25 protein-coding genes and 1 pseudogene are annotated in these 26,144 nt (G+C 39.3%); 20 read left to right on the top strand and 6 right to left on the bottom strand.

The annotated features are described in order from the left end of the window. Positions 1-16: 16 nt before the first annotated feature. Entirely contained in the window at positions 17-1,171 is a 1,155-nt protein-coding gene (locus J7E78_RS01430; RefSeq protein WP_215074598.1) for a hypothetical protein, read from the top strand. Between the two features lie 17 nt (positions 1,172-1,188). Here the strand turns inward: J7E78_RS01430 and J7E78_RS01425 are convergent, their stop codons facing one another. Next, complete coding sequence (locus J7E78_RS01425; RefSeq protein WP_215074597.1) at positions 1,189-1,911, bottom strand: hypothetical protein; 723 nt, start codon at positions 1,909-1,911, stop codon at positions 1,189-1,191. 763 nt (positions 1,912-2,674) lie between these two features. Between J7E78_RS01425 and J7E78_RS01420 the strand changes: the two genes are divergently transcribed. The 7 genes and pseudogenes from J7E78_RS01420 to J7E78_RS01390 all read left to right on the top strand — a co-directional run bounded on the left by J7E78_RS01420 (position 2,675) and on the right by J7E78_RS01390 (position 9,098). Beyond that, complete coding sequence (locus tag J7E78_RS01420; RefSeq protein WP_215074596.1) at positions 2,675-3,202, top strand: hypothetical protein; 528 nt, start codon at positions 2,675-2,677, stop codon at positions 3,200-3,202. Positions 3,203-3,308: 106 nt separating this feature from the next. Beyond that, positions 3,309-3,521: a hypothetical protein gene (locus tag J7E78_RS01415; RefSeq protein WP_215074595.1), complete on the top strand. Its 213-nt coding sequence runs from the start codon at positions 3,309-3,311 to the stop codon at positions 3,519-3,521. Between the two features lie 352 nt (positions 3,522-3,873). Next, positions 3,874-4,044 (top strand): AbrB/MazE/SpoVT family DNA-binding domain-containing protein, encoded by a 171-nt coding sequence (locus J7E78_RS01410; RefSeq protein ID WP_215074594.1) that lies wholly within the window; start codon positions 3,874-3,876, stop codon positions 4,042-4,044. Between the two features lie 77 nt (positions 4,045-4,121). Further along, a pseudogene (locus J7E78_RS29945) lies at positions 4,122-4,178 on the top strand (YgiT-type zinc finger protein); the annotation flags it as partial. Between the two features lie 97 nt (positions 4,179-4,275). Further along, on the top strand, positions 4,276-4,686 hold the full coding sequence (locus tag J7E78_RS01400) for a hypothetical protein (RefSeq protein ID WP_215074593.1): 411 nt from the start codon (positions 4,276-4,278) through the stop codon (positions 4,684-4,686). 179 nt (positions 4,687-4,865) lie between these two features. Continuing rightward, the gene (locus tag J7E78_RS01395) at positions 4,866-5,888 is read left to right on the top strand and encodes a copper amine oxidase N-terminal domain-containing protein (protein WP_215074592.1); all 1,023 of its coding nucleotides are present in this window, start codon (positions 4,866-4,868) and stop codon (positions 5,886-5,888) included. A gap of 168 nt (positions 5,889-6,056) precedes the next feature. Continuing rightward, complete coding sequence (locus J7E78_RS01390) at positions 6,057-9,098, top strand: hypothetical protein (RefSeq protein ID WP_215074591.1); 3,042 nt, start codon at positions 6,057-6,059, stop codon at positions 9,096-9,098. A gap of 517 nt (positions 9,099-9,615) precedes the next feature. Here the strand turns inward: J7E78_RS01390 and J7E78_RS29640 are convergent. From J7E78_RS29640 to J7E78_RS01380, 3 genes are all read right to left on the bottom strand, one after another. Then, positions 9,616-9,750, bottom strand: coding sequence for a hypothetical protein (locus tag J7E78_RS29640; protein WP_285229339.1), 135 nt, complete (start codon positions 9,748-9,750; stop codon positions 9,616-9,618). Between the two features lie 71 nt (positions 9,751-9,821). Further along, positions 9,822-10,379 (bottom strand): helix-turn-helix domain-containing protein, encoded by a 558-nt coding sequence (locus J7E78_RS01385; RefSeq protein ID WP_251034748.1) that lies wholly within the window; start codon positions 10,377-10,379, stop codon positions 9,822-9,824. A 174-nt stretch (positions 10,380-10,553) separates the two neighbouring features. Beyond that, positions 10,554-10,907 (bottom strand): hypothetical protein, encoded by a 354-nt coding sequence (locus J7E78_RS01380; protein WP_215074590.1) that lies wholly within the window; start codon positions 10,905-10,907, stop codon positions 10,554-10,556. Between the two features lie 215 nt (positions 10,908-11,122). Here J7E78_RS01380 and J7E78_RS01375 point away from each other — a divergent pair, with 215 nt between their 5' ends. The 5 genes from J7E78_RS01375 to J7E78_RS01355 all read left to right on the top strand — a co-directional run bounded on the left by J7E78_RS01375 (position 11,123) and on the right by J7E78_RS01355 (position 15,880). Further along, entirely contained in the window at positions 11,123-11,365 is a 243-nt protein-coding gene (locus J7E78_RS01375) for a hypothetical protein (protein WP_215074589.1), read from the top strand. A 248-nt stretch (positions 11,366-11,613) separates the two neighbouring features. Then, positions 11,614-13,401, top strand: a complete 1,788-nt coding sequence (locus tag J7E78_RS01370; protein WP_215074588.1) for a helix-turn-helix domain-containing protein — start codon at positions 11,614-11,616, stop codon at positions 13,399-13,401. 303 nt (positions 13,402-13,704) lie between these two features. Continuing rightward, positions 13,705-14,073, top strand: coding sequence for a DUF6075 family protein (locus J7E78_RS01365; RefSeq protein ID WP_215074587.1), 369 nt, complete (start codon positions 13,705-13,707; stop codon positions 14,071-14,073). A gap of 884 nt (positions 14,074-14,957) precedes the next feature. Continuing rightward, on the top strand, positions 14,958-15,422 hold the full coding sequence (locus J7E78_RS01360; protein ID WP_215074586.1) for a helix-turn-helix domain-containing protein: 465 nt from the start codon (positions 14,958-14,960) through the stop codon (positions 15,420-15,422). 296 nt (positions 15,423-15,718) lie between these two features. Further along, entirely contained in the window at positions 15,719-15,880 is a 162-nt protein-coding gene (locus tag J7E78_RS01355; RefSeq protein ID WP_215074585.1) for a hypothetical protein, read from the top strand. An 86-nt stretch (positions 15,881-15,966) separates the two neighbouring features. Here J7E78_RS01355 and J7E78_RS01350 read toward each other — a convergent pair whose 3' ends face one another. Further along, positions 15,967-16,710 carry a hypothetical protein gene (locus tag J7E78_RS01350; protein ID WP_215074584.1) on the bottom strand — a complete coding sequence of 248 codons (744 nt, stop codon included), beginning with the start codon at positions 16,708-16,710 and terminating at the stop codon, positions 15,967-15,969. A 761-nt stretch (positions 16,711-17,471) separates the two neighbouring features. On the opposite strand from J7E78_RS01350, the gene J7E78_RS01345 reads away from it, so the two are divergent. Together J7E78_RS01345 and J7E78_RS01340 are read left to right on the top strand one after the other, a co-directional pair. After that, complete coding sequence (locus tag J7E78_RS01345; protein WP_215074583.1) at positions 17,472-17,840, top strand: hypothetical protein; 369 nt, start codon at positions 17,472-17,474, stop codon at positions 17,838-17,840. A 19-nt stretch (positions 17,841-17,859) separates the two neighbouring features. After that, positions 17,860-18,165, top strand: a complete 306-nt coding sequence (locus tag J7E78_RS01340) for a Vps53-like N-terminal domain-containing protein (protein ID WP_215074582.1) — start codon at positions 17,860-17,862, stop codon at positions 18,163-18,165. Between the two features lie 615 nt (positions 18,166-18,780). Here the strand turns inward: J7E78_RS01340 and J7E78_RS01335 are convergent. Continuing rightward, positions 18,781-19,200 carry a hypothetical protein gene (locus J7E78_RS01335; protein ID WP_215074581.1) on the bottom strand — a complete coding sequence of 140 codons (420 nt, stop codon included), beginning with the start codon at positions 19,198-19,200 and terminating at the stop codon, positions 18,781-18,783. Positions 19,201-19,528: 328 nt separating this feature from the next. Between J7E78_RS01335 and J7E78_RS01330 the strand changes: the two genes are divergently transcribed. Genes J7E78_RS01330 through J7E78_RS01310 form a run of 5 tightly spaced genes read left to right on the top strand, consistent with a single transcriptional unit; the run spans position 19,529 to position 26,142 of the window. Next, the gene (locus tag J7E78_RS01330) at positions 19,529-19,999 is read left to right on the top strand and encodes a hypothetical protein (protein ID WP_215074580.1); all 471 of its coding nucleotides are present in this window, start codon (positions 19,529-19,531) and stop codon (positions 19,997-19,999) included. Continuing rightward, entirely contained in the window at positions 19,992-20,837 is an 846-nt protein-coding gene (locus J7E78_RS01325) for a TnsA endonuclease C-terminal domain-containing protein (RefSeq protein ID WP_215074579.1), read from the top strand. Before J7E78_RS01330 ends, J7E78_RS01325 begins: the two co-directional genes overlap by 8 nt. Further along, positions 20,818-22,944 carry a Mu transposase C-terminal domain-containing protein gene (locus tag J7E78_RS01320; RefSeq protein ID WP_215074578.1) on the top strand — a complete coding sequence of 709 codons (2,127 nt, stop codon included), beginning with the start codon at positions 20,818-20,820 and terminating at the stop codon, positions 22,942-22,944. The genes J7E78_RS01325 and J7E78_RS01320 overlap by 20 nt, the downstream gene beginning before the upstream one ends. 1 nt (position 22,945) lies before the next feature. Beyond that, positions 22,946-24,598, top strand: coding sequence for an ATP-binding protein (locus J7E78_RS01315; protein ID WP_091013378.1), 1,653 nt, complete (start codon positions 22,946-22,948; stop codon positions 24,596-24,598). Further along, positions 24,595-26,142 carry a TnsD family Tn7-like transposition protein gene (locus J7E78_RS01310; RefSeq protein WP_215074577.1) on the top strand — a complete coding sequence of 516 codons (1,548 nt, stop codon included), beginning with the start codon at positions 24,595-24,597 and terminating at the stop codon, positions 26,140-26,142. Before J7E78_RS01315 ends, J7E78_RS01310 begins: the two co-directional genes overlap by 4 nt. Positions 26,143-26,144 lie beyond the last annotated feature (2 nt).

Here is a 26,144-nt window from a genome sequence, read left to right as displayed (position 1 = left end):
AGGAGGAAACGAAATAATGACTATATCAAATGCTAATAAACAAGCAGTTTGCGAGAAATATAGAATCTATCTCGAGATTATATATAGCTTTGGAAACAAAGTCATGTTGATGAAGCAATTGTATCACTATGCTCAAATGATGGGCATAGCAAAAAGCTACTCAGCTTTTTACATCTCCATAATAGAACTTGTAGATGCCGATATTTTTAGAAAAGAGTCGTTTAACGCTTTCGGTAAGAAAACCCAACTCCATATGCTTGTGATGCGAAAATATGGCATCCGTTTTTTAGAGGAGAAGCCTGACAGCTACAGTGTTGCCTCAGTTAAAAAAGCTTTGGGTAATGAGCGGATTCTGGTAAGCATCTTTAAAAACCATTATATACTCAATAAAATCATCCCTCGTATCCAAAAGGAAGGCACGAGGGTAACTTTTGGTGCAATCATTGATCTGTTGGAACGCGACCATAGTACAATTTTATATAACAAGAATCAAGGGCTTTCCTTCCTGGGAAAAATGAAAAATGAAGCAACTCTCCAAAAGTATTTGGATATGCTATCGATTGAGCAGGATAACGATAAAATGCAAGACATCCAGCGGAGAATGGGAGAGGGATTAAGGAAAGGATCGGAGGCATCGGACGGAAAAGGAGGAGGGAAACACCGTTCGCCTGAAATGACCTCAGTTGATCGTGTTAAAAAAGTCGCTATGAGAAGTCAGGATTTAAACAAGGAAGAAAGAGTCCATCATTATACACTTGATACGATGCTTTCGTTTAATGCATACATTGCTCAAATTAAGATTAGTGAGGGTCAGGTTAAGATCACAGCTCTTATTTTTGATATTTTCAATAGGTCAAACATTTATAAAGTAGCCACGCATATTGCGTGTATGTATCATATGTTCACTCGCTATTTTAATGATCAAATTGAGCTGAAGATCGGCGTCGTATCCATTGACGAGTTCGCTTCCAATCATTTAAAGACGCAGGCTGAATCGGCAACTATCGACTTTGTTTCAAAAGAGCGAAGAGATTCAAGACTTACTCATATTTTAGAGAAATGGCATATTGATCGATTTAATCAGGAGAAAATTGAAGTACAATTTGTGGACTATGATATCACAAATCAGTTTTTAGATGGCATCAAGCACGCGAACCTTGTTAGACGCTAATTTTTTATCGGATGGAATTACCATCCATTACATAATTCAATGCGGGTCATGATATGAAAATTGTGAAAAAAGCCAGTCGTTTTAGTTAGAACAGTAGTGATTTCCTTGAGAACATTCTCATCCCTCATGTAAATGTCTTGAATTTCACCATTTCGATCCTTAGTGGCCAACATCATCTTTCCTTTTGAATTACCAACCAAGCGACTAAAATCCTTATTCTTAACCTTTTTCATTGTATATTTAGCTTTATCTTTCGATTTATCACGGGAAATCGGATAGCGAAAATAATCGCTTTTATCGTCAAGTTCATAAATGGATTTCATGTAGCCTCTAATTCTACCTGTGATCAGCCAATTTGCTTTTGGAGCTTGTAGTTTTAAATCCTCATCATTCTCCTTGATTAACTTGCAAAGGTACTCAAAAAGTAGTTGTAAGGAATGACAATTTTCAATATATAACGGATTTCCTTTATCATTGACCATAAACTGATGGTTTTCGCTGGATGTAACAAGCAAGTATGGTATATTTAGCTCTTCGTGGATATGCATAATTAGAGATTTCAAAAAGAGCTCGATAGAATGTCTATATAAATAAAGAACAGGCATTTCAGATTGCGCAATTATCCCATCCTTGAAATCGGAATTGTTTAAATGGTCAGCCGCTTTTTTAAAAGCTTCAGCGGTAACACCAAACCCCTTATCGGCATGTGTGTCAATACTGGATAACAGATATTTAATCAAGATGCATCCCCCTTTTTTTATTTATTTTATGATAGATTTCGAGTATACGAAAGCTTTTTCTACCCTTTTAGATAACATAAGATGAATCGAAATATCTGCAAGTAGAAGAGAGGCAAAGTAACTGATACTTAGCCAAATTGCAACCAAACAGTTGGCTCGGTAGGAACATTACAATGTCATCCCCGAAACGATATCAGGAGTTAATCGCAGGGTGATTTCGCCGCTCACCACTCTATCCAAAAATTGATTGAGCCGCTCTTCAGACAACGAAAAATCGTAAACCTCAGCAATATGCTCAGACATCTTTTTCGCATTTTTTATCAGTTGCACATTATTACTTAGCAATTTGAGAGTTCGTCAAAAACTTTGTCCAGACTTGATCTCCTATGTAACATTTCAATTGAATCAAAAGCACTCACTCCAATATTATTAACAGCCACTCCATAAATTTCAATGCTTTTCAGATGCTCCGACATATTCAATCCCCTCTCGATATTTGGAAATGATTTTAGCACTAATGGTGCTCAATTGCATGAGACATTCCTATACTGTTTACAAGGTGACACCTTCCAAATTATGGTTGACTGTCTTTGGGTTTAGCTGTATGATTGTGCTCAAAACGATGTTAAGCAAGGTGCAATACAATGCAAGGACCATTAATCCATTATATCTGCATAGATTGTGCCAAGGGTCAGCCAAATTAGGCTGACTTTTTTTATACCGTTATGGATACAACATCATTGAAACGAGGAGGAGTATTAACATGGGACAATATCTACAAATGGGAATTTGTCATCAAATGCTGATTGGAAAAAGAGAAATTGAGAAAACAACGATTGAAAAAATCAAAGGAGAACTTGGCAAATTAATAAACCTGGAACTCTTTGATCTCGAGGAATCAGAGGAGAATATCTCCTTTATCATCAAGGAATCGGTTGTGCAAGAGCAGTTGCATATGTTTTTGAGCGAGCAGTTCTCTCTTTACGATCAGAGTTATGCGGAGGATTTTTCTGAACTACTTTTAGAAATTGAAAAAAGGCAATCGCTTGTTGAAATCATTGAGCTGGCGGAAGAAAAGGAATTCCGCTTTTTTAAAAATAGTGAGGTTTACGATTATGTGGATATTACACCATGGAGTCGGATCCGCGTTGAGACTTCACTAATGCTTTTCTTTTTTGAAGGCAAATTGCTGATGGAAAGCTATTGTAGCTTTCTTCGCTACCTGGAAAATATGGTGCGTGTCAGCTCCAGTCAAGCCATATCGGGTGCATTTCGAGCATTCATAGACTAAGAGGGATTAAACGCTCGTTCGTTATGAATTAATGAGACCCTGAGTATATTAACAATACGAGGCTTGATTGTTATATATATAAAAATGAGAAGAGAGGAGGGAATATATGTTGAAGAATTGGATGAGAAACAAAAAAGGATACGTCTCGATCGAGACGGTGATCGTTGCTGGTTTGGTTATTGCTTTGGGTGCTTTTTCCATGACTACATTCTATGCAACCGCACAGAATGTAGTAGAAGTGTCGATGGACAAACTGGATATGGAAAAAATAATATTACGCATAGGTATTGTAGGTGATATTGAAGAGGTTGAGCTTTAACAATGTTGATTACAAGGGAATGGAGAGTAAAAACTAATGTACCACCAATACGTCTTTAAAAGATGGAGGATGCCGAGTCTAAATTAAAGGTATCCTCCATTTTTTTGATGAATCCAATGGTGTTATAAATGCAACAATATCCAAATATTGGTTGAATGAAACATTGGAATGATTTATAATCAAATAACAACAATCTGATCGAGGTGCTGAGTATGCAGGAACCAAATCTGCTTAATAAACAATTACATAAATTCCAAAAACGCTCAGCCAAAATGGCTGGGTGTTTCTTTTTTTAATAGAGTTTTCAACCGAACTGTATTGAGATGATTGACGATAGAGAGGGGAATTACCAATGAAACAGGACTATCAACAACAATTTATAAAGGTCATCGCCGACGATGAGGAGTGCGTATTTATTATCCCCACCGCTGTTTTAAAACAGGCAAACATTAATATTGGAGAAAAATGCGTTGTCGTTGCTGAGCAAAACAAAATAATCATTAAACCTACAGGAGAGCATTAGCAAATGGAGAGGGAATGTGTATGTGGAGGAATGGCTCGGTTGCAATATAAGAACCAGCCAGGGCGAGAAAGGATAGAATCGTAATCATAAAAAATGTTCCAATTCTATACTGCGAGGACTGCGAGGAAGAATACATGACGGGTCCTAATAGCTTGAGATTTGCCGAGAGAGTCAAAAAAGCCGTCGAGTGGGGCGTCAATGAGCTTGAGTTTGAAAAGGAGGAGACAGCGGATGATATTTGATCAAGAGGCATTCGGTGAGTATCTGGAGCAAATGTGGGAGCATCTATTTGAGACAAACACGATCAGCCAGATTATAGCCAAAATTAATAGCAACCATAGAGCCAGACGTTTTTTTGCTATGTATTTGCTGAAGAATCGAGAGACGTTTTATTTGTATTATCAGATGCGAGAAGAGCTTGGTATCGGCTACATTTTTGATACTGCAATTTCGGCTCTATTTCATGAGCTGGAGAAAAAGCCTGTGAAGCAAGAGTTAATCGATCTTTTACAGATTGATTTGAGCATGGCGGATCAGAAAGTAGAGGGATATTTGCTGAGGGAATTCGAAAAGGATTTGAACTCCTTTTTGACATTTTGGCGAAAGAGGACTGGAGAATGGGAGCATCTTCGCAAAAGTTAAGAATGAGTTAAGAACAATTTCATAGATGTTGTGCATTTAGTCATTACTATGTATGAATGAATGCGTACAAATGGTGTATAACATCGTAATAGTAGCTCGGACGTGGTTCGACACAAAATCTATGTCCATGTAGTGCCAGGCACTTTACAATAAAGAAAAAATAAACGGAGGGCGATGAAATGAATAAACAAAAGAAAATGATTACATCGGCTATATTGTCTGCCATCTTATTATTAGTATGCGTTAATGTGGTAATGGCCGATCAAAGCACTAAGACGCTTTATGTAGATGGTATAAAAATTGCCAAGACAGAAGGACAGCCAGTTGAGCGGACAGAGACACTGTTTGTGCCCATTGAGGCTGTAGTTGGGGGCATGGGGGATAAGCTGATTTGGATTGACGAGCAACATTCTGCTTTAATCACGAAGAAAGATGGTACAAAGATTAATGTTTATTTAGGTAAATCATCTGTCATTGTCGATGGCAAAGCTGTTCCGATTGCGACCAAGGTGATTAACACCGTCACGGTTCCAGTGGCGATGAAACCCGCACAAATCAGCGGCAAGCTCTATGTGCCTGTTGAGTTTTTGAAAGAAGTAATGGGTTACGATGTTGAAGTCACAGAAGAGGGTAATGCGGAGTTTGTTATTGTGGGCAAGACTCCAGCAAATTTAGAGCATGTTGAAGATGTACCAGTAACTCCTACTCAAGCGCCGACGCCGACATCAACACCGTCTGAGTGGAAACCTGATTTAAAATACCCCGTTTCTGCCGAGTGGAGTCCGCCACAAATACGCTCTACATCGACAGATGACTTTCAAAAAGACAAAGCAATTCTTGAAAAAGAGCTTGGCTTCTTGAAGGGTTACATGTACAATATCCACGGTATCACGAATATGGAGGTGGGAAACAAAATTATAGTAAGAACCCATTCGGAATACTACGTCGATATCCAATTTTCCGCCTGGTATGGAGACAAGACGGCTGAAAATGATGCAAATAGAATTCCTTATATTGGAAGAGAACTTTTTAATTTTTTCCTTCCCGATGAATATATGAAGCTATTCAACATTGTCCAAGACGGTGCCGATGGAAAGAATATTGATAAATACATGAAGCCGTTTACTCTTGATGGGAGGAAAATTAATATTGTGAACAGCGAAGGCTCATTCTCCATCCAGATCGGACACAAGAAGAAATAAATATCTGTAGTTTAACAGCAAGTAGGAGTTACGGAGAGATCCGTAGCTCTTATTTTTTTTGCTGATTTTAGCATATAAGATATTGCAAGCTCGAACAGTATAGAACAGATTATCCCTGTTGTATATTCTGGATAAATATAAAATTAAATAAAGAGAGGGGCTGAAAAAATGAAGAAAAAGAAGAAACTTTTAGTAGCTGGAGCAGTATTATTGTCGGTTGTACTTATTGGGACACTGAATATCCAAAACTCTTATGCCGCCCTTGGCGGAGGAGCAGGGATTCAAGATCTTGCCACCCCGCATTGGGATGATGGGATAAATATGGGCATTAATGTTCGGGATCCAAACACTGAGCCGCCTACGTATATAACTTTTAATAAAAATACGGAGCAGGAAAAGTGGTATAGCAAATATGGCATAACTCAAATTTGGGAACAAATCCATATGAATAAGTTTTCTTGGTACTCTATCACAGAAGATACACCTGCTGAACAACGAAACGACAATCAGGATCACTCCTTGATGTATGAAAATAATGTGGAGCGTCCAAATCTTGACTATTGGAAATTGGTAAGAGCTGAGAAGGGCTTGTGGCAAAATCTCAAAAAGGGTTCGGTTGATCCTTTTAATTCAGATGTCATGGATTATCAGGGTGATAATACAGGGACAACTACAATTACGAATACCAGTCGATTGTCAGCATACTTTGGACAAAAATTAGAGTGGAGGTATTTGGGGTATTCAGGAGATGGAGGCGGGATTGTTATTGATAACCCGTATTTTCCAGCAGATTATCCAACTGAAAATTGGAATCCTCTTGAAAAAGACTGGTGGAGAGAGCCTTGGAAAGAGATTGATGGTCATCCACAAAAGGTTGATGCTTCCCCTTACGATGTCAGCATTAGCGAAAATAGGGAGGTATTTGAACAAAAAGTTCAATGGTTTATTCGCTACCTCTTTCCACAGCACCCAGAGCTAAGAAGAGCTAATATGGATTTATGGTCTGATGCGGCTGACTGGGCGACCAAGCTCACTCTCAAAAACAATCCTGATCAATCGACAGGCATCGCCGTGGGATGGCATGGCTCTGGATACTACGCCGTTTTTGTTTTGAAATCGCCCCCTCGCAATAATCTTAGGGTTGTGGAATTCAAAGTTTCTGATAAGAAATCGGGTAAAGTCGTAGGTCTAATGACTGCCGATGCAAGCAACAACGACAACATCGCAAAAACGTGGGCAATCAACAACCAAGAGGTTGCCGCTGGCGAAAAACTAATCATTACTGCCAAGGTCAAAAACATGGTTCAAAAAGACTTTGATGGTCGCCCAACTCGCTATACGCCGATTAGAATGATGCAGATGGCGGCATTTGACGATGATTCGATGATCCTTGGAAAATGGAATACCGCTGTAACGGAAGATGTTATCCCAGGAGTTAACACGAATACATCGACAGCCATAAGCAAAATAAATGTAGGTCAAGTTGTAACCTTCGACAAAACAAAGAACGATACTACTGGAGAGATCCTACAATGGGAATTTGCTGTCCCTTCAACGGTTAAGGAGCAGTTTGTTTTGGGTGCTGAGGTTTCCCCAGGATTCAAGCTCTACAATGACAATATCTACACGGGTGACGACGATGGGCGACTTCGATTCAAGATTAAAGAAGAAGATATCGGACTTGTAGAAAGTTCTATCGAGCTTCTTGATAATCAAGGAAACGTTACAAACGATGTTGTTCCAGGGATGACTCATGGTGTGAGAATCACAGTGAAAAAAGTCACTGGTAACAAACTGGTTGGTGATCCAAACGATTATCACAACCCATTTGCGGCTGTTTCTATCGCTCTGAACGATACAGGAACCGTCTATATTGACCATGACAAGGTATCAGCAACGAAGGCACTAACCTTTAATGGTGATACGGCAGTCATTGAGATTAGAGATGCGATTACACCACTTGTACCGAGCATTAAGGCGGATTTCCAAATCCATTGGTTTAACGCATCGGCAAGTTTCGGTAATCAAAGTTCTGATCCTTCGAACGACAAAGCATCTAAAGTATGGAGATCCACGAACAATCTGAGCGCAAGCAATTTCACAATTGTTCCTACATCGGTTATTGGTCCATCTTCTACTTTGAATGAGACGCTGACATTCGAATTCATAGCATCGAACATTAACCCTGAAAACTCGGATCGAGATGTGGAAATTGAAATTCGAGATCGGAATGGTAGAGTTGTTAAGGAAGAAATCGTTACACTTCCAGCAAACGTTGATTATCCATTCTCATGGACTGTACCCAATGTTTCGCTAAGTGCGGGATCCAATGGTACTTCAAATGCCTTTACAGTAGAGATTAACCCACCACCGAGGCGGATAATTGAAACATCTACAAGCACAACAAATCCGTATGCTGACAACATCGATACGAGTGCAGTAATGGCATATATGACGGATTCGAACCCTGAGACATGTTTGGTCGTAAACAACCGAAATACATGGTCAGAGACTCACTATATCCATGATCGAGAAGGTTATCGTTATTACTGGTCAAACCGTTGGGGATCGGGTAGCTATTGCATAACCACCTATGATAATACGTGGACTGATACAAGAAGCTATTACGAGGAGTACAAAATCACAAATGTTATGTTCAGAAGCAAACTGACGAAAGATAAACTTGGTGGAGATGGTTGGGTGGATATTTTAGCTCGTCCAGATCAAGCAAAGGTCAAAGCTGGATATGGATTTGAGATCAAGTATATCGTTAAGTTCGATACAAACACGTATCGCAACTCGCCTAAAGGGTGGCCTGGCGATTGTTCCTTTAGAACCGTGTCTCGTCAGTATGGTGGAACTGTAACGGCACCAACTACCCTGAGTGTTAAAATGCCGTTTGCTGATAAATACGGGAATCATGTGACGTACAATCTGACTAATCCGTCTCAGTCAGGCTCATGGGACTCGCTCAGTCAGGTATATGAGATGCAGTTAAGGAATGCATTTAATCTCGAAAACACAAGATCCATTTTCGTGAATGAATCAGCAAAGGACGGAAGCTATAACATGATCGTAAGCACCTACCGTTACTTCTATGGAAGTTCTTATAAACCGAATCAGTCCGAATATTTGTGTGATATGAAAACTTTAAGCATTATCGTCCTCGGGAGTAATAAAGATGATATCAAGAGTCACGTTACACAGTAAAAAACCAGGAGAGTCGCTAAAATGACTCTCTTCCAATACTACGCTGTAATTTTCTTTTCTAAGGAAACTCTATATAATAGTTTTAAGAAAGAGGTGAGGATTATGCTTGTGACTGAAAACCCTCATGTTTCAAAAATGGAATCCATTTGTCGTTGTGGTCAAAAAAACAAATTCGAATAGGTGATCGAGATTTTTTCATTGGAACAATAAAAATTACGGTTAACATTATTCCTCATTTTTAATGTGCTCACTGCGAAAAATCTTCCTACGATGGCGAATTGAATGTTGATGAAGTGCTGAAATATGCATATAAAAATAATTTGGATAGTATTGACTGGCGGGAATTTCATTAAGTTTTTACCAAATCAAAGAAGAATGGAGCTAAATACTCCTACAAAGATTGTAAGGGTTTAAAAACCCATTAAAGAAGAAGCAAGCCCCCTCGCGGCTTGTTTTTTTTATACACAAAAAAAGCAGAGCCATCAATCAGCACTACTTTTCGACATTCAAGTATACATCAAATTCCTTTAGTTCCTCCCACAATTTTAAGAATTTCTTCCATTTCCTCAATTAAGTCTTTCCAACGATAGCAGTCGATTGGATCATCCAAATCCCCCTCCGCTATGCCTTTAAATGCTTCTTGGTAAGTCATCTTGCCATGCCGCATTTGCAACTCAGTCAGTTCTTGATTAATTTCAAATAGACGCTCTTGAGGAGTTTGTTCTAATTTTTTTTCTTCTGATAATTCATTTGCATCCGTATGGCATAAACCGTATCCCGCATGATTTCGACGGCATGCTTAGGAATTTTCTTGTGAGATCCATTGTTGTCTTGGCATTCTAACCCTTGATTTACGTATTTGCGTAACGTCACTTTTGAAATGCCCAGTAGATCTGCGGCTTCCGAAGCGGTAAGTAGGTAGTCGTCATGGTAGATATATTCAATAGACACACCGCCTAATTCATAATACCAAGTGTCAAGGTCAATCTTCCATTTCCCGAAATCTAACTCACTAACTGGCGAGTTGATTTCGTAGACTCGATCCAGCCATGTTATCAGATTTTTTTTGTGAGTCGGAGATAAGAGGTATTCTGCCGTGTATGTAAATTGTTCGTTCGAAACCTTGATGCCTACAACTTTATCCTGAAAGAATATTGCAAAACTGGCTAAAACTTTGGATAGGATATAATCCGTCTCTTTTTCAATCACCACAGGATTTTTTTCATTGAAGCCATAACTAATTCGCTCATGGGTGTAATCATATACCGTTCTATTCATCATCTACATCTCCCTTGTAATTCTATTCTAATGCAAGGTTAACGAATTATAAATTTCGTTAATGTTTGTTTTGTTGGTTTAGCTAAATTTCATATATGAGTCGAAGAATTGTGGCAAAACAAAAGACCTCCTAATGTATGTAGGAAGTCTTCTTTGCCGAAATTATTGCTTGCTACCTCAAGGAAGGATTGCGTCCATGATCTCATATGAAATGTTCCATTTTTCCTGCATCATAGTTGCCAACTCAGGTGCTGCAAATCCAAGCTCGTCCGCCGCCTCGACAGGATGAAAAAACTCAAACAAAAACTTGAATTCCGCCTCAATTTTGTGAGACTCGTCCTGTACCCATTCCATAAACTCATCTGTTTCTACCTCATTATCAAAAGGATTAGCGCCTTTATTAAATCCGAAAAACGTGCTCCCAATCTGCTCATTAGCAAGATTATAAATAGCAAACTCCATATCGTATTTATCAAAATTAATTGATTGCAAAAAAAAGAATTTGTCCTTATACATTACCAATTTTTCCATTTCGAAATACCTCCGTATATAAAATATGTTTTTCTGAAATTTCTCGATTTTGAGCCTCAGTGATCCTCCTTAACGTTGCTGTTTTTGATACACATAATTGCTCATCCTTTATTGTTTTTAACTCTATATTATAAGCATTTTCCGCAACATAATTCGATTGCATCCTTCTTTTTCTGCATAAAATATAAAAAATTAAAAACAAGGGGGTGCAGTATATGTACGGGCATCAAATCTATCGGCTGTCTACGAATGATAGAGCGGATTTATTAAACATGGAGCTAATGAAAGAGGAATATCGGGAGCTAAATCAACTGGCGAGTGAGTTGATGGTTGATGAGGCTGATCTGAGAGCGGATATGGCGATTGCGGGTTGGTACTACATTGTAGAGCTAAATCGGTTTGTGAAAATTGAAGCTGACAAGCATCTTAACATTGATTGGATGGTCGGACTTGCTTGAAGGCATTAATAGTTATCAAATCAGTTGCCCTTGACTACAAGAATAAAAACAAAAAAGAGAGGCTTCGACACTCCCGCCAAGTTGTGTTTGTGTAAGCACTCTCTTCATTCACACTATGTAATGATTATACTACGGATAATTAAGAAATATAATCTTGCAATTGCTTGAGATGGTTTGATATTTCGCAGATGAGTGAATGTAAGAGAATGGGTCAGTTGAAGCCTCCTGTACAAAGGGGGCTATTTTTCATGAAAGAAATGAAGATTTTTAACCAAGTGCCAGTCTTGACGGATGGGCAGATAGACAAGCAAGCAGAGAAACAGATTAGGTTTTTGAAGGCAGTACATCCACAATTAGAGGATACGCACTGGAACGAGGGAAGAGTCGAGCTTAGACCAGTTAAGCGAGATCCATCCATAAGAGAGTATCTACGGAGCTTCGGAACATGGCACCTCGGCGAAAAGGATACCTCGGAACTAAAAAAGTTTCTCCAGATTATGAATGGCAAAGGAGTAGACTTATACTTTTCGAGCTTTGCGTTTGACTATGGCTTGGAAGTTTTCAAGAAGGATGGGAAAAAGTATGAAAAAGGAAAGGTGAATAATGAAAATGCCTTGTTTACGAGTATTTTACCAATGGATTTTGACGGCATAACGGCAAAAGAATTTCAGTCTCAAAAACAACGGCTAATAGATTTGGGTATTGAAACAATTGATATTTTTTCGGGGCACGGCTATCAAAGTTCTATACTGCTAAATCATAGGGTTACAGATAAGGAAATCTACAAGAAGTTTACTACTCTGATGCTTGCGAAGGGCTTTAAAGTTGATGAGGCAGTACAAGACCCTGCCAGAGTCCTTAGAATGCCTTACTCCTTCAATTGCAAGGCTCTTGATCGTAATAGTAAATATTATAGCATGACAAAACCAGAGATTGTTCCAACGACGGATGTTTATTGGACGGAGAAGCGGTATCACGTCACTGAGGTTTTCGAGAAGCTGAACAGTCTGCCCGATCTGATTAATCAGATAGAGCCTTTGAGCGAGATTCAGGTAAAATCTATTCTAACTACACCGCTAATCGATACAGACAGGAGAGGAAAAAAGGAGAGAAACAAACGGGAAATTGAAGTGGTTGGGGAGATAAAGGTTGAAACCCTTAAAGCCGTTTACAATATGCTGGACTTCGAGCGGCTTCCTGATGCCGTACAAAAGATGCTTGCTGGAAGCCAGGAAGGGTTGCGGAATAAAGTGATGATGTTCATCATTCCGTTTTTGCGGAACAGCCTTGGCTTAAATATCCAGACGATTAAGGACGTTATGGTTTGCTGGGGAGAAAGATGCTCACCGAGTCTGGATGCATCCCACATTTTCAAAGAGACAGACAGAATATATGCAAAAGACTTTAAGGGCAAACATGGCAAGTATACGGAGGAGCTTCGCGGTGCATATGGGTATTTAGAGTTTGAAAATTATACGAAAAAAAACAAACTCATCATTTCGAATGACTTTTTCGATGATCTAAGCGTTCTATCTGATTGTGCAACACGGATTTACTTGGCTATGAAGCTTGGAGAAAGCCTGGAGGAAACCAAAAACTTTAGCAAGTTGGACATCCAAAAGTACGCTCAAATTTCCGAGAGAACTCTGGAGCGAAATATGAAGGAGTTAGTTTTAAAAGGGCATGTCACTAAACGCAGAGGGAATCGTAGAGCTGGCGAAGGGTATGTGTATTACTTAAATCCCTTCTTTAATTCCGTTTCTGGCTTTACTACCCTTGAGAATGCAACGGTTAAATTGATGCTGAATGATCTTACTGATGGGGAGTTAAAATTGTACAGCTTTCTGAGCAAAATTGTATCTCAGAAAGGAGCTGATTGCTGGGCAAGTCAAAAGTACATCGCTCAAAAAATTGGTAAGAAGGGTCATGATTCAATTTCCAAAATGACAGCCAGCCTTCACAAGAAGGGGTTCGTTACAAAAAAGACAATAGACAGGAACGGGATCAAGCATTCTATTTATAATTTGAATTTCTAATACATCAAACCTGTAGCAAATCTAAGCTCCAGGTTTTTTTGTTTTCTATCAAGTTTTAACCGTCATCTATTCACATACTTGGAGGAGCCGAAAACCCTCGTTTTATAAGGGGTTTCAGGTTTTAACCGTCATCTATTCACAATAATAATAGAAACAGGAGAGGAGCGAAGTGAGAGGATGCGAATAAGGATAACAATACTTAAAACTGCAATACAACATTGAATCAATTTCATAGATGTGATACTTGTTTTTGATAGCTTGCATGCATATAAGGTATAAACCAACAAACAAGGAGGCATATGTATGCAATTTCATTCAGACGAGCACAAAAGACGATTCAATGATTTATGCGAAAGAGACAAAACGAATATCAAGGATGTTGAAAGGCGCTCACTTTTTTACATTTTTTCAGGAGCAGAACTGTTGCATAGAAACATCGAGATGCTTTACAATTTTGAGGATCACACTATAAGACTGGAGGCGTACAACGAGGCTTTTTTGTCTGGCGGTACTCGTAGCTTAGTTGATCTGGCATTTAGTCTGTATGGCTCGGATGCAGAATGCGAAATTCGATATCTCTTTAACACGCTTGATGACCGCAACAGCATACTTGCATTGCAGGCAATTAAGTATCGCTTTCAAATCCTTGTTGAGATTGTTGATTTGAAATAAAGCAGAAGAAACATTATGATGGCGAGGGAGCAACTGACAAATTTATACTCAATCACTCTAAGGGTTTATTTACTTGACTCGAAGTAACAGGTATAATGAAGACAACTAAATCGAATACTCCAAATCGGAAGCACCGATCTTACCTTAAGGGGGGATCTGTGCTTTTTTTATTTGTTTGAAGAGAGTTAAAGTGCAGGAATCAGACTAAACAGATCGTTGATTTTAGGAGGGGAACGAAACGAATATGGAACCAGAGAAGCTATTTCTGGCAGTTCGGCTAATGGTAGGAGGAGGTTTATTGTTTTTAAACCAAAGGATTTATCAAATGTACGGTCACGATCTGCTAAACAGACCTTTTATGCAAATTACTTTCTTTCTCATGTTTGTTGCGACGATGCATATGTTTCAAAAATTGTCGCTTTTTCAACTTGCTTTGGAGATGTTAAGGGATCTTTACATTTTATATAGGGGCAGCCGTAGTAAGGATTGATAATAAATCTCTCTACATTAAACAACTCAATTGTTTACTACTAAATCGACGGCGGCAACATGATTAATCGGGGTATGGAAAGCGGGGAAATTAGTAGGTCAATCAAGTTGCTAAGTGAACAGTATTCGAATAACATTCATGCCGTCATTGGCGTAGTTGATAGGCTAAAAGTATAAATGCATTAATGGACAACTTATCTGCTGGACAGATCAGTAACAGTATAAAAAGGAGACTGTATTACAAGAATCAGATGAAACTAAGCTGGAAAAGCAGTAGGGTTTAAGAACAATCGTTAACCGTCTCTCCATAAAATTATGATCAATCCTATTGGCGACTATGATGTAGGGTTAAAAACAAATCAGGATTCCTAACAAGGATAATAATGGAGGGACACATGACAGAAGAAAAGATTGAACAAGGAACAGGCGGTTCTGATAAATTCGCACTTTTGATCAAGCATTATCGAAAGTTGCGCAATTACTCGCTAAAGGATCTTGAAAATGCCAGTGGTGGATCAGTTAGTGCTGGCTATATCCACCGACTCGAAAGCGGCAAAAGAGACAGCCCGAGCATTAAAAAGATCCTTGCATTGGCAAAAGCATTGCGGATTCCAAGCGCGGTTTTGGTTGCAACTTTGCTCTATGAATTAGATGAAGAGGAGAGACCATTTTCGCTTTCCGAGGTGTTAATTCAGAATAGCTATTTTTTAGGGAGTGGCATGCTTAGTTCTGAAGCTAAACAGTCGCTTATACGCATTGTTGAGTTTATTGATCATGCCGAATGGTCGCCGACATCTAAAATGAGAGAGATGTATCAGTTGTCAGAGATAATTGATGATTTTAAGCAGACGGTTAGCTGAAAAGGGAGAAGTGGGGAAGCGGGAAATTGGCTCCTTTTTTGTGCAAATTTTTGTTCAGTGATGGATAACCATAGGAGATAATGAAAGAGAGGTATACTATATACTAAGTGGTAATCACAAAAAACAGTATGCAAACTTTGAAAACTGAATTTAGTGATGTATTTGAGCATGAACATTTAAACTAATCTCATGTGGTATGTGCATTTATTACACGAACCAGTTTTCAATTTCGTTATACTGTTACGGTACGATGAAAATCGGCAATAGATCAACTGAGTACTATAGGAGGGAATTAAATGGTAGAACACGCAAGGCAACATTTGCAAGAACTTGGTGCATTCGTGGTTCCTAACCCAACGGTATACAAAGCAATTGCAATGCGTCGTCTTCTGGAGCAGGGAGTTAATGAGATCGAAGCCAAACAATCCGTAGATGAAGCGATGAATAGTCATCAGTAGACCTCATTATACTAAATAAAAGGAGAAGATAATGAAAAAGAGGTGTCCGTATGACTGGACACCTCTTTTTCTTATTTTATTTTTTCTCAGAAACAGCCTGTTGCAGGTGGGTGGAGTGATAATGAACCTTCCCATGTATCATTCATCCTTGAACCAAGTGGAAATCCGTTTATTTCAGCCCCCAACAAAAAATATCCAACTACTTTGATGTTAGCGGTATCTTTAGGACTGCACTTTTGAGAGTATGTTTTACTACCACCAGTCTGCTCCCAACCTATTAGGTTAAGACCTCCAAGGTGTGACTTAATACTGCTTACACCTGTATATTGGGGCCAGTTATTCACATATTTATAACTATAATTTATAGTTATATTTTTGGTGGCGAATGCACCTGCTAATCCCCAAGCTGTAAAAGGAGCAGCCCATGATATGATATATGTGTCCTCTGAATTCATCGTTGTTATCAGAGACGGATCAGATGAAGGGGAAGGGTTTGAAGGATCAATTGAGAATTCGGCAACTTCATGCTTGTCAAGATCAGCTCTCAACTGAGCAAGAAATTGCTCATATTCATCCATATCTTTAAATTTTAAAGGCTCCAATTCAGACGCTTTTGATGGATCTTGTTGTATGTTATTGTCATTTGACTGAATACGAGATTGGATGATCTCAATGGGGACAAATTCCACACCATACTTTTTCGAGAGTGAGTCCAATCGAGGATCACTCAAGATATCCTCTTGTGCAAATAGAGCTGATGGAAAAGAAGCTAATAAGAGTACAAAACTAAGAACGACAGGAACAAATTTAATTTTGTTGATTTTTATCATTCCTTTCTTTGTGATAGAATATATTTTACCATATACAATTTATTTTTCCATACTTAGGCAATAAATTGTATATAATTGTTTTTTTTATTCAATAGAAAGGAGTGGTGATTTGAAATCAGAAAATACCATTGAGAAAAAATGGAGTGTCAACAAGTCTGTAATCTTGCCTTTGGTAATCAGTTTAATATTGCCGTTACTATCTATCCTGTTGCCTATATACAATACTGTCGATGGATTCACGCATAAGTTAGGTTTTCCTATTAAGTTCTTTTATTTTTATGGATCAAATTTGCCTACTGGTTTCGACATGTTTAGTTGGGATATACTCAGCAAACAGGTATCTTTTCAAATGCTGCTTTATACACTCAATGTTATGATATGTTATTTTGTGATATATCTCATTAGATTAGGTGTGGCTAAAGTCAAGAAATAAACTCATGTTCTAAAATTTGAGATTCACAAAGAAACGTGTTAAATTTCATTTAGCATTACTCATATTTGGTATCGTAGCCATATTGGACAGAACGAAAATTAAGCCGCAGATCTCAAATCTGCGGCTTAATTATTTTCTAAATATCAGAAGAAAAGGTCAGTTGTATACATAATGGTTAAAGATATATTATACCCAATAATTATCGTGACACGTAGGAGACATTGGCAATAATATAATGGACTTTGAAGGCATCTTGAAGGATCGACCTGATATTATTGCTAAATACAAAGAAATTGCTGATCGAGAATAATATATAAGAGAAAGAGCCATGAATACTTGGTTCTTTTTCTTTTGTAAAGTAAGCACTTTCCACATAAGAAATATGGATTTTCAGAAAAAAGGAAACCAATGTTTATTTGTGAAAGGATGGTTGCTTGAAATGGCACAAGAACATTATTTTCTAACCTGGGTTGAAAGTGACAAAGCTGAAATCGTGGAGGAGATGCTCGATGAACGAAAAGTTCCAATTGACATGCTTCCGACACCAGAAGCTATTAATGATCAGGAAGTTTTTGTTTGTAAAGATTGCTTTGAACTGTTGACGGCTAAGGAGATGGTTTTACTTCTTTCAGAGTTACCTTTTCCTGATCAGACGAAATGCTTTACATCAGAAGGTGAGATGCTATTTTCAATTTAACGAATGGAGGGATATTGCCTTGATTGGTGATCAATTACTAATTGAAGTCAATTACATTCCGTTTCCTGATGGAGATTGGGAAGTCACGGTCACAGGATTCTCTGGTCGATTTGACTTGACGGAGTTACAGCGGTTAATTTCGAATCTTCGTGGTCACATTCCATTAGAAGTAAAGCAAGCGTTGGAAAAGGAATGCGAAAAGGAAAAATTCATAACATACTTCCTTGAGGTTATTTATGAACCAGAGGAATGTAGAGTATGGAGATGGATTTGGAGTTGTTTTCCGCACTCCTGCTTATTATCGGATTGGAAAGATTCTTGGTAAATCAAGTTATAACCCTTTTGAAATAAAATCCGATGAAATCGAACTGGAGGGCTCACAAAGGAAAAAGTGATTAAGCACTTGGAGAAGCCAAAGCGAATCAGGTTTATTTGGCGGAATACCTGCAAAGAAAGTTAATTCAGCGGATAATTCGAAATCGATTGTTGAAACAGAAGACCTATCATTTGACTTGGAGGACGATCCTATTCCATTTTAACAATAGCAAAATCATATAATTCGAACTATAGTTATCGGTTTAACGCATTAAAGTTGTGTATCCCATGTTTGGAGGAACGCAATCTTATATCAAGCATATTTCCCTGAGATGGGATGCTTAGTTTTTTAAGCTTATCACCAATGAGGAGATTACACAAAAACCAAGGTTTACGCGTAGGCGAATATTGAAACCACGTTTTTCGCTAAGGGTCCGTAGGGACGCACACATAGAAGATTGCGAAGTAGCGTAACACTGTTATTTGTATTTTAGCTTGATAAATTAAAGACATTTTATATATGCAACCATTTATTTACAAAAAAAATAAAAACTCACTCAAGGCGCACTTTTTCCACGACAAAAAAAGAGAGGCAATCTAATCCTCTCTCCCTCGTCGTTATAAACTACCAGACACTTTTCATTGCGTTTGAAAATGAAATAATCTCGACCTTTTTTACTTTTGACAGAGCATATCGAGACGACTCCCACAAAACCAGCATAAGCAATATCCCACAGACCACATATCCTGCTGTTACTGCAATTTGCTCATAGCTCAATCCAACAACAATACTCGCAATTAGATAAAATGTTAAACGTGGCTTCCCCATTTTGAAAACCTTCATAATTACTCTCAGCCATTTCCTCAATCCAACTCCCTCGTGCGTCCAATTCTTACTGTGACGCAAAGATCCCCAAATCGGAAGAAGAATGACTACACAAACTGCTGCATACAGCAAAACGTCTAATAGCATCGATAGAGCAAACGCTAAAGTCGAACCTATAAATGCGATGCCTAAGATATAACCTAATGTGCCTTTAATCATGTCAACACACTCCTGTTTTTTATTTTGCCTTGTATACATCTCACTGCCTAACTTCCTGCCTGTACTTTTTTGAACTTAATCATTCCCCATTCATTTTAACTCTCTATATGATAGATTTCTCCATTGCATATAATCGTGCTTTTGACCAAAAAGTGTGAGAAGATCGTTGGTTGTTGATTAGCCCGTTATGAGTTATAATGTTGCCAATAACACTTTCACCAACTTTAAATGCATTGCCTATATGCTGTTTCCTTTAAAAAAAGGAGACTTGTCGCATATAGGCAATGCATTTTTTTATGCTTTAAATAAGAAGAAAGAAGGTTGAAAAATGGAAATTGAGTATAGTTGCAAAGTTGTCAGATACAATTTTGGTGAAGATTATAAGACAGATGTTGTGATCATCTTTGATTTTCTATTGGACTTAGGATCGCTTCGGAACCTACTTAAACATTTAACGGTCTCGTCTATGTATATACCAATCAAAACGATTGCATTTATCGATGAAAATATCGGAAAGTTGGCTGAGTTTTACCACGGTGACATCACTTCTCGAGCTAAAATAGAATTCATCGATTGTAACAACTTTAGCGTCAATTTCAGAAACGATGCTATTCAAGGCTTCATTTCAAACAAAGCTTTGAAGCAGTGGGATGTCAAAAGTGTTGAGGAGATGCTTGCAGGAGATACATTGAACAGCGTAATACTGACGAATTACACATACGGTCAAAAACATGCTGAAGCGACGGACGCCTATCATATCTCTTTAAGATTGCAGAATGGGGAGAGATCTGATGTCTAAATTTAACTACGATGCTTCTGATGCCAAATTACAACGATTCATTAAGGAAGGAAGAGGTCAGGGGCGTGGGGCAGAATACCAGCCATGGCTAAATGTCCATAGCATTGCATCCCGCGGAAGAGTGAGCAGAGTTTCGGGCTGGAAAACGGGCAGGGTGCATCATTTTCTATCCGATAATGAGACGCGCTATTTCTATTTATGCGAGTGGTCAGATGCGATCGACATCCGCGAGCATTATCCCCTAATGGATTTGTACGAGATGACTGATATTCTCGATGACGACTTAGCCAAAAAGCTAATGGATCGCAAAACGGGTACTCCACATATTTTGACGAGCACCTTTTTACTAACGATGAAAGACGAGCGGGGACAAGAGCGACATTTTGCACGCAACATTAAAGAGGCGAGAGACTTTGAAAAAAACTCAGTCATTGAACGTTATGAGGTCATTCGCCGATATTGGTACAAAAAAGGTATTCCCTGGGCACTGGTCAGCTCCTCTGAAATTAATGCGGTACGGGCAAAGAACATTGAATGGTTGCACGCCGCAAGAAGACTAAGCGACTGGAGCTACTCGGAATATCAGATTGCAGGCGAAAGCCAATTATTAATGGAGCTGTTAATCGGGGGGCGAGGATCGATAAAAAATTTAATCGAACGCTTCGATAGTCAATTCTCAGAAGAGCCAGGTAAAGGGCTACTACTATTCAAACATTTACTTGCCAGAAAGAGAATCAAACTGGACATGGATAAGCCTATTGATCTTAACCAATCTACTGAATACATCGAGATTGCTGACTATAAAGGATGTGATACATTTGCCAAGGATAGCGGTTAATACGATGCTCCAATATGGAGGAGATCCAAGGCAAATCGAAAGAATCTTGTGGATCGATGCTGGACGAGTCCATTGTTATATCATTAACATCTTCATGAATCGATTCCCTGAACTACGATTGATTGAGGATATTGAGAGAGGAATACAGGAAGAAGTGATTCATGTGGTCGAGGATCAGTGGTTCTCTCTCGTATGCGAGGAGCTTTTATCTGCAAAGGCAAGGGTTCAAATGGATGATGCTTGGGGGAGCATCAAACAATTAGTAGATCGTGAGCCAGACATATTTGAGCCAGAGCTTCGCAATCAGCTCATTCAGGAGGCATCAAATCGTTCGGGACTAAGCACAAAAACAATTGGAAGGTATCTAAAATCTTTTTGGATCAAAGGAAGAGTTAAATACGCTTTAGCTCCTGGATTTGACAAAAGAGGAGGTGCGGGAAAGACAAAAGCTTCAGGTCAAGCCAAACGGGGAAGACCGCGAAAATACAGCCAGGATACGGGAATTAATGTTGACGAGGAGGTTGAACGTATATTTCGAGTCTCATTAAAAAAATATTATTATACCTCGAAGAAAGCACCGCTGAAGTTTGCTTATCAAAAGATGATTCAGGAGTTCTATAGTCAGGATCATAAAATAGAGAATGGCGTAAAGATGCCTATTATCCAAGGTCCTAATGAATTGCCGACATATGCACAGTTTAAATACTTCTATCAGAAAGAAAACAACATAAAGAAGGAAGTCTCAACGCGTTACAGTTCAAAAAAATATGAGTTGCTTCATCGTCCTGTGTTGGGGAGTGCAACTACAGAAACTATTGGACCAGGGTCACGCTACTTGTTCGATGCGACTGCTTTCGATGTATATTTGGTCTCAAGAATTAATAGGAACTGGATAATCGGACGTCCCTACCTTGTATACACCCAGGATGTCTTCAGCAGATGCATCACTTCGATCCATGTCACTTTGGAAACAAGCTGGCTCTCTGCGGCAATGGCAATCGCTAACTGTTGTGAAGATAAAGTGGAGTTTTGCAAGCAGTATGGGATCGATATTCGACCTGAAGAATGGGAGGCAAAACACCTACCTGAAACCATTCTCGGGGATCGCGGAGAACTCTTTACGCAGGATGCGGAGACACTCATAAGCAATCTGCACGTCAAAGTTGAGAATACGTCCAGCTACAGAGGTGATCTTAAAGCTATACTTGAACGACATTTCAGAACAACAAATGATTTAACAAAAATGATGTTGCCTGGAGTCATAAATCCTGATTTTAGGCAGAGGGGTCCTTCCTCACGCGATTATCGATTGGATGCAAAATTGGATTTATACCAGTTCACCCAGATCATCATCCGATGCGTGCTCTATCATAACAACCACTACCTGCCGAATTATCCTCGCGAGGAAATGATGATCAGCGATGATGTAGAGAGCATCCCATCAAAAATCTGGCAATGGGGTGTGCAATATAGATCGGGAAAATTGAGAGAAGTTTCGAAGTCAGTTGTCTTAGTAAACCTGCTTCCAGTCGCTGAATGCTTGGTGACTTACCAAGGGTTGAAATTTAAAAGTTTGTTTTATAGCAGTCATACGGCACTGAAAGAGCGGTGGATGGAGAAAGCACGCGTAGGAACCTGGAAGCTTTCTGTCAGCTACGATCCACGAAATTTAGGGACAATATATTTGAGAGGTGTAGGCGAGAATGGGTTTGAACCATGCTATCTTCTGAGCCAGTACAATCAATACAACGGTCGAACGCAGGAGGAGATTGAGTATTTGCAGGAGTTTGAGCGGATGCAAAAGGCGCAACATGTAGAAAAAGAGCTACAACCTCAAATTGACTTGATAACACACATCGAGGCTATTGTACAGGAAGCGGAAAAGCAAACGAAAGAGCAATATGTCTCGGGTACAAAAGCTGAAAAACTTCGTGGAATTCAAGACTATCGGAATTTTGAAAAGCAACTCATGCGAAATGAGGAATCCATACACGCTCAGCTTGGGTTCGGAAAATCAATGAATTCTAAAGACAATGTGGATTCCGCTGGCAACATTGACTATTTTAATGATTTCGATTTGTTGAATAAGAAACGAGGGGAGGAATAGCATGACTGAATGGATACATATTCCTAACGGCGCTTTGGCACAAGTAGCTCAATATTCATCCCAAATCGTGAGTCAATACAAAGACAACGCAATGATTGAGGCACTGCCCTCTATCATGTCTAAAGAAGAAGTAGTTCAATCCCTGAGTAGTTACCCTCATTTTGATAAGGAAGAACGCTATGCCGACAGTCATTACCGCTTTCACATGATCCAGCAACTGCTTGGCTATTTTCAGGTGATACCTCTTCACATTGACCTTGAAAATCGAATATCGAGACTGATTCGGCAGGGCTATGTCAATCGAAACCCTATACAGCCTAACTACGCGAGCCAAATGGTTCAAGGATATGCAGATATTCAAAGGGGGCAAATCCATCCAAACATACAAACTTCTTCTTCGGGACTGACCATTGTTGGCGTAAGTGGTATGGGGAAGAGCACGGCTATCAATCGCATCCTCTCTACGATGCCACAAATTATTAGTCATTCGGAGTACAATGGTGTTCAATTAAGCGCCTATGAGGTTGTATTTCTGCGTTTGGAATGCCCTCCAGACGGCTCAATTAGAGGATTGATTAATAACTTTTTTGTAGAGTTGGATCAGCTCCTCGGGACAAATTATATGGATCGCTTTGGCAAGAACACAAAATTATCTGCCGCCTCCTTAATGCCGATTGTTTCCCAAATATCCAGAAGCTGTAACTTAGGTATTCTTGTAGTTGATGAAATTCAGAATTTGTCTGTGGCGAAAAGCGGAGGTGCTGAGAAAATGCTCTCATTCTTCGTCACACTCTCTAATTCAATTGGACTCCCAACAATTTTAATTGGAACCCCCACCGCCCAAGCTCTTTTTTCGAATTTTCGCATTGCACGCCGCGGAAGTGGTCAGGGTGACGTTGCCTGGCTACCAATGAAGAAAGAAGAGCCGAGTTGGAGGCTTTTCATCGAAGGAATTTGGGACTATCAGTGGGTTCGAAATCCAATGGAATTAACAACTGAGTTGAATGATGCCATATATGAAGCGAGTTGTGGAATAACGGACATTGCCGTCAAGATTTTTATGTTCTCTCAAATACGAGCAATAACATCAGGAACGGAGACGATAACTCCACAGATCATTAAAGGTGTCGTTAAGGATAGCCTGAAATTAGTTGAGCCGATGTTGAACGCTCTTCGCTCAGGCAACCTGAACGGGATTGCCAAGTTTGGCGATATCAACATTGCTCCTATTAATGGATTTATTGCGGCGGAACAATCCAAGTTGGATTTAGGCAGTATGCTTCAAACCTTTCAGAAAACACAAAAAGAACAACAGGTGCATGCTGAGCGATTGAAACAGGACGCCGTGGTGCGATTAACACTATTAGGGGTTCCAGAAAAAGAAGCCAAACATAATGTCAGCAAAATTCTCTCGGAAATGCCACATGTCCAAAGCGTTCAAGAGGTTGTCCAAGTAGCATACAAGTTTCATCTCGGACTAATTGAAGATAAGCAAACTACAAGCAAAACACGTCCGCAAATCGAAGATGAACGCGACTTGAGGAAGTTGGTTAAGGCAGGAAAGGAGAATGGTCTCACTGCCTATCAAGTGCTTAAAGATGCTGGATATATTGCATCGGACTTTTCAATAGACGCTGGAAGTGAAATCGGATGATGCTCCAATTCCCGATTCCTTACGAGGATGAACTGCTATATAGTTTGCTTGCCAGAGTTGGGATTCGAAGTGGCAATATAAGTCACAGAGCTATCTTGAAGGATATATTCGGAATGGATAGCTTCACAGCAGGTGTAGAATTGCAACCAGGTATTAGTAACATCGTCACCAACTTGCCTGCTGGTTCAACGATATCATCCGACCAGCTTATCGTCCAGAATACGATGTACCTTTTTTATACCGTTTTTCGGGATGAAGAGCAGGCGCACGCCATATATGTGAGTATGCTTGATGAGCATGGGAGGGATCTGCATAATGCAATTGGTTTGATGTCGTCAGCTATAAAGCCACATGCTCATTTCCAATACTGTGTATTGTGCAATCAATTAGATATGGAGAAACATGGTGAATACTATTGGAGGCGAATTCATCAAATTCCAGGCGTTCGAATTTGCATCAAACATGGCATATGGCTTTCTGAAAGCTCGGTTTTGATGAGAGAAAGAACGAAGTATGCATTCATAGCTCCAACACAGGATAATTGCTCTGATCATTCTGTTCAAGAAATTGCTGACAAAGAACTATTGAGTCAATACAGTTGCATCGTGAACAACATTGAGAAGTTGCTCAATTTCAAATATCCTCATCGTCCAATGGAATGGTTTCATAAACACTATATAAATCTGTTGATGCGGAAAGGCTATGCCTCTAATAAGGGAAGAACTGATTATAAGCGATTGAGAGCAGAATTTGTTGATTTTTATGGAGTTGAACTGCTGGAAATTCTCCAATCATCAGCAAATGGCGAAAGTAGTTGGCTGAAGCTAATCTTTCAGAAGCATCGGAAAGGATTCCATCCTGTTCGTCATCTACTGGTTATGCAATTTTTAGGACTGACACTGGACGAATTATTTAATAGTGAACCATCGGATTTTTTAGATGGTCATGCGAGTAAAGGATCTCTGCCAAAGAGAAAAATTATGAAGAAAACAATGACTGAAGAACATAAAGGACAAGCTAAAAGAGAAAGACGAGAAGCGTGGTTGCAAATGCGAAGCCAGCATCCTGGACTTGGGAGATTAAAGTTGAGGAAGCTTAATCCCAAGGTATACGCTTGGCTCTATCTGTACGACCGAGAATTTCTTATGGATCACATGCCCGAAAAGTTGCCACCGAAGGCTGGTGCTACGCGTCATGATTGGGAAAAGCGAGATATGGAAATTCTTGAAGAAGTTACTGGGATTGCAGAACAGTTGATGAGTGAAGGAGGGAAGCCACGCCGCATCACTTTAAAAAGAATACAGGAGATTCTGGGCAGGAAATGTTTAATGTCCAAGCATTTGAAGAAGATGCCACGTACTCGAACCTTTCTTGAGCAGGTGGTAGAAGATGCTGAAGCGTTTCAAAAACGTAGAGTATTGTGGGCAATCGGGGAATTGAAGTCGAACGATGAATCACTAACTTTAAACCAAATAAAGATTAAGGCAGGGGTAAGTAACGTGAAACACATAATAGAAGAGTTTGAGTTCAACAGTGTATATTGAGT

Origin of the sequence: Paenibacillus polymyxa (assembly GCF_018614975.1) — a bacterium.
GTDB lineage: Bacteria > Bacillota > Bacilli > Paenibacillales > Paenibacillaceae > Paenibacillus > Paenibacillus polymyxa_E.
The sequence above is the reverse complement of the archived record's forward strand: the minus strand, read 5'-3'. Positions and strand labels throughout refer to the sequence as shown.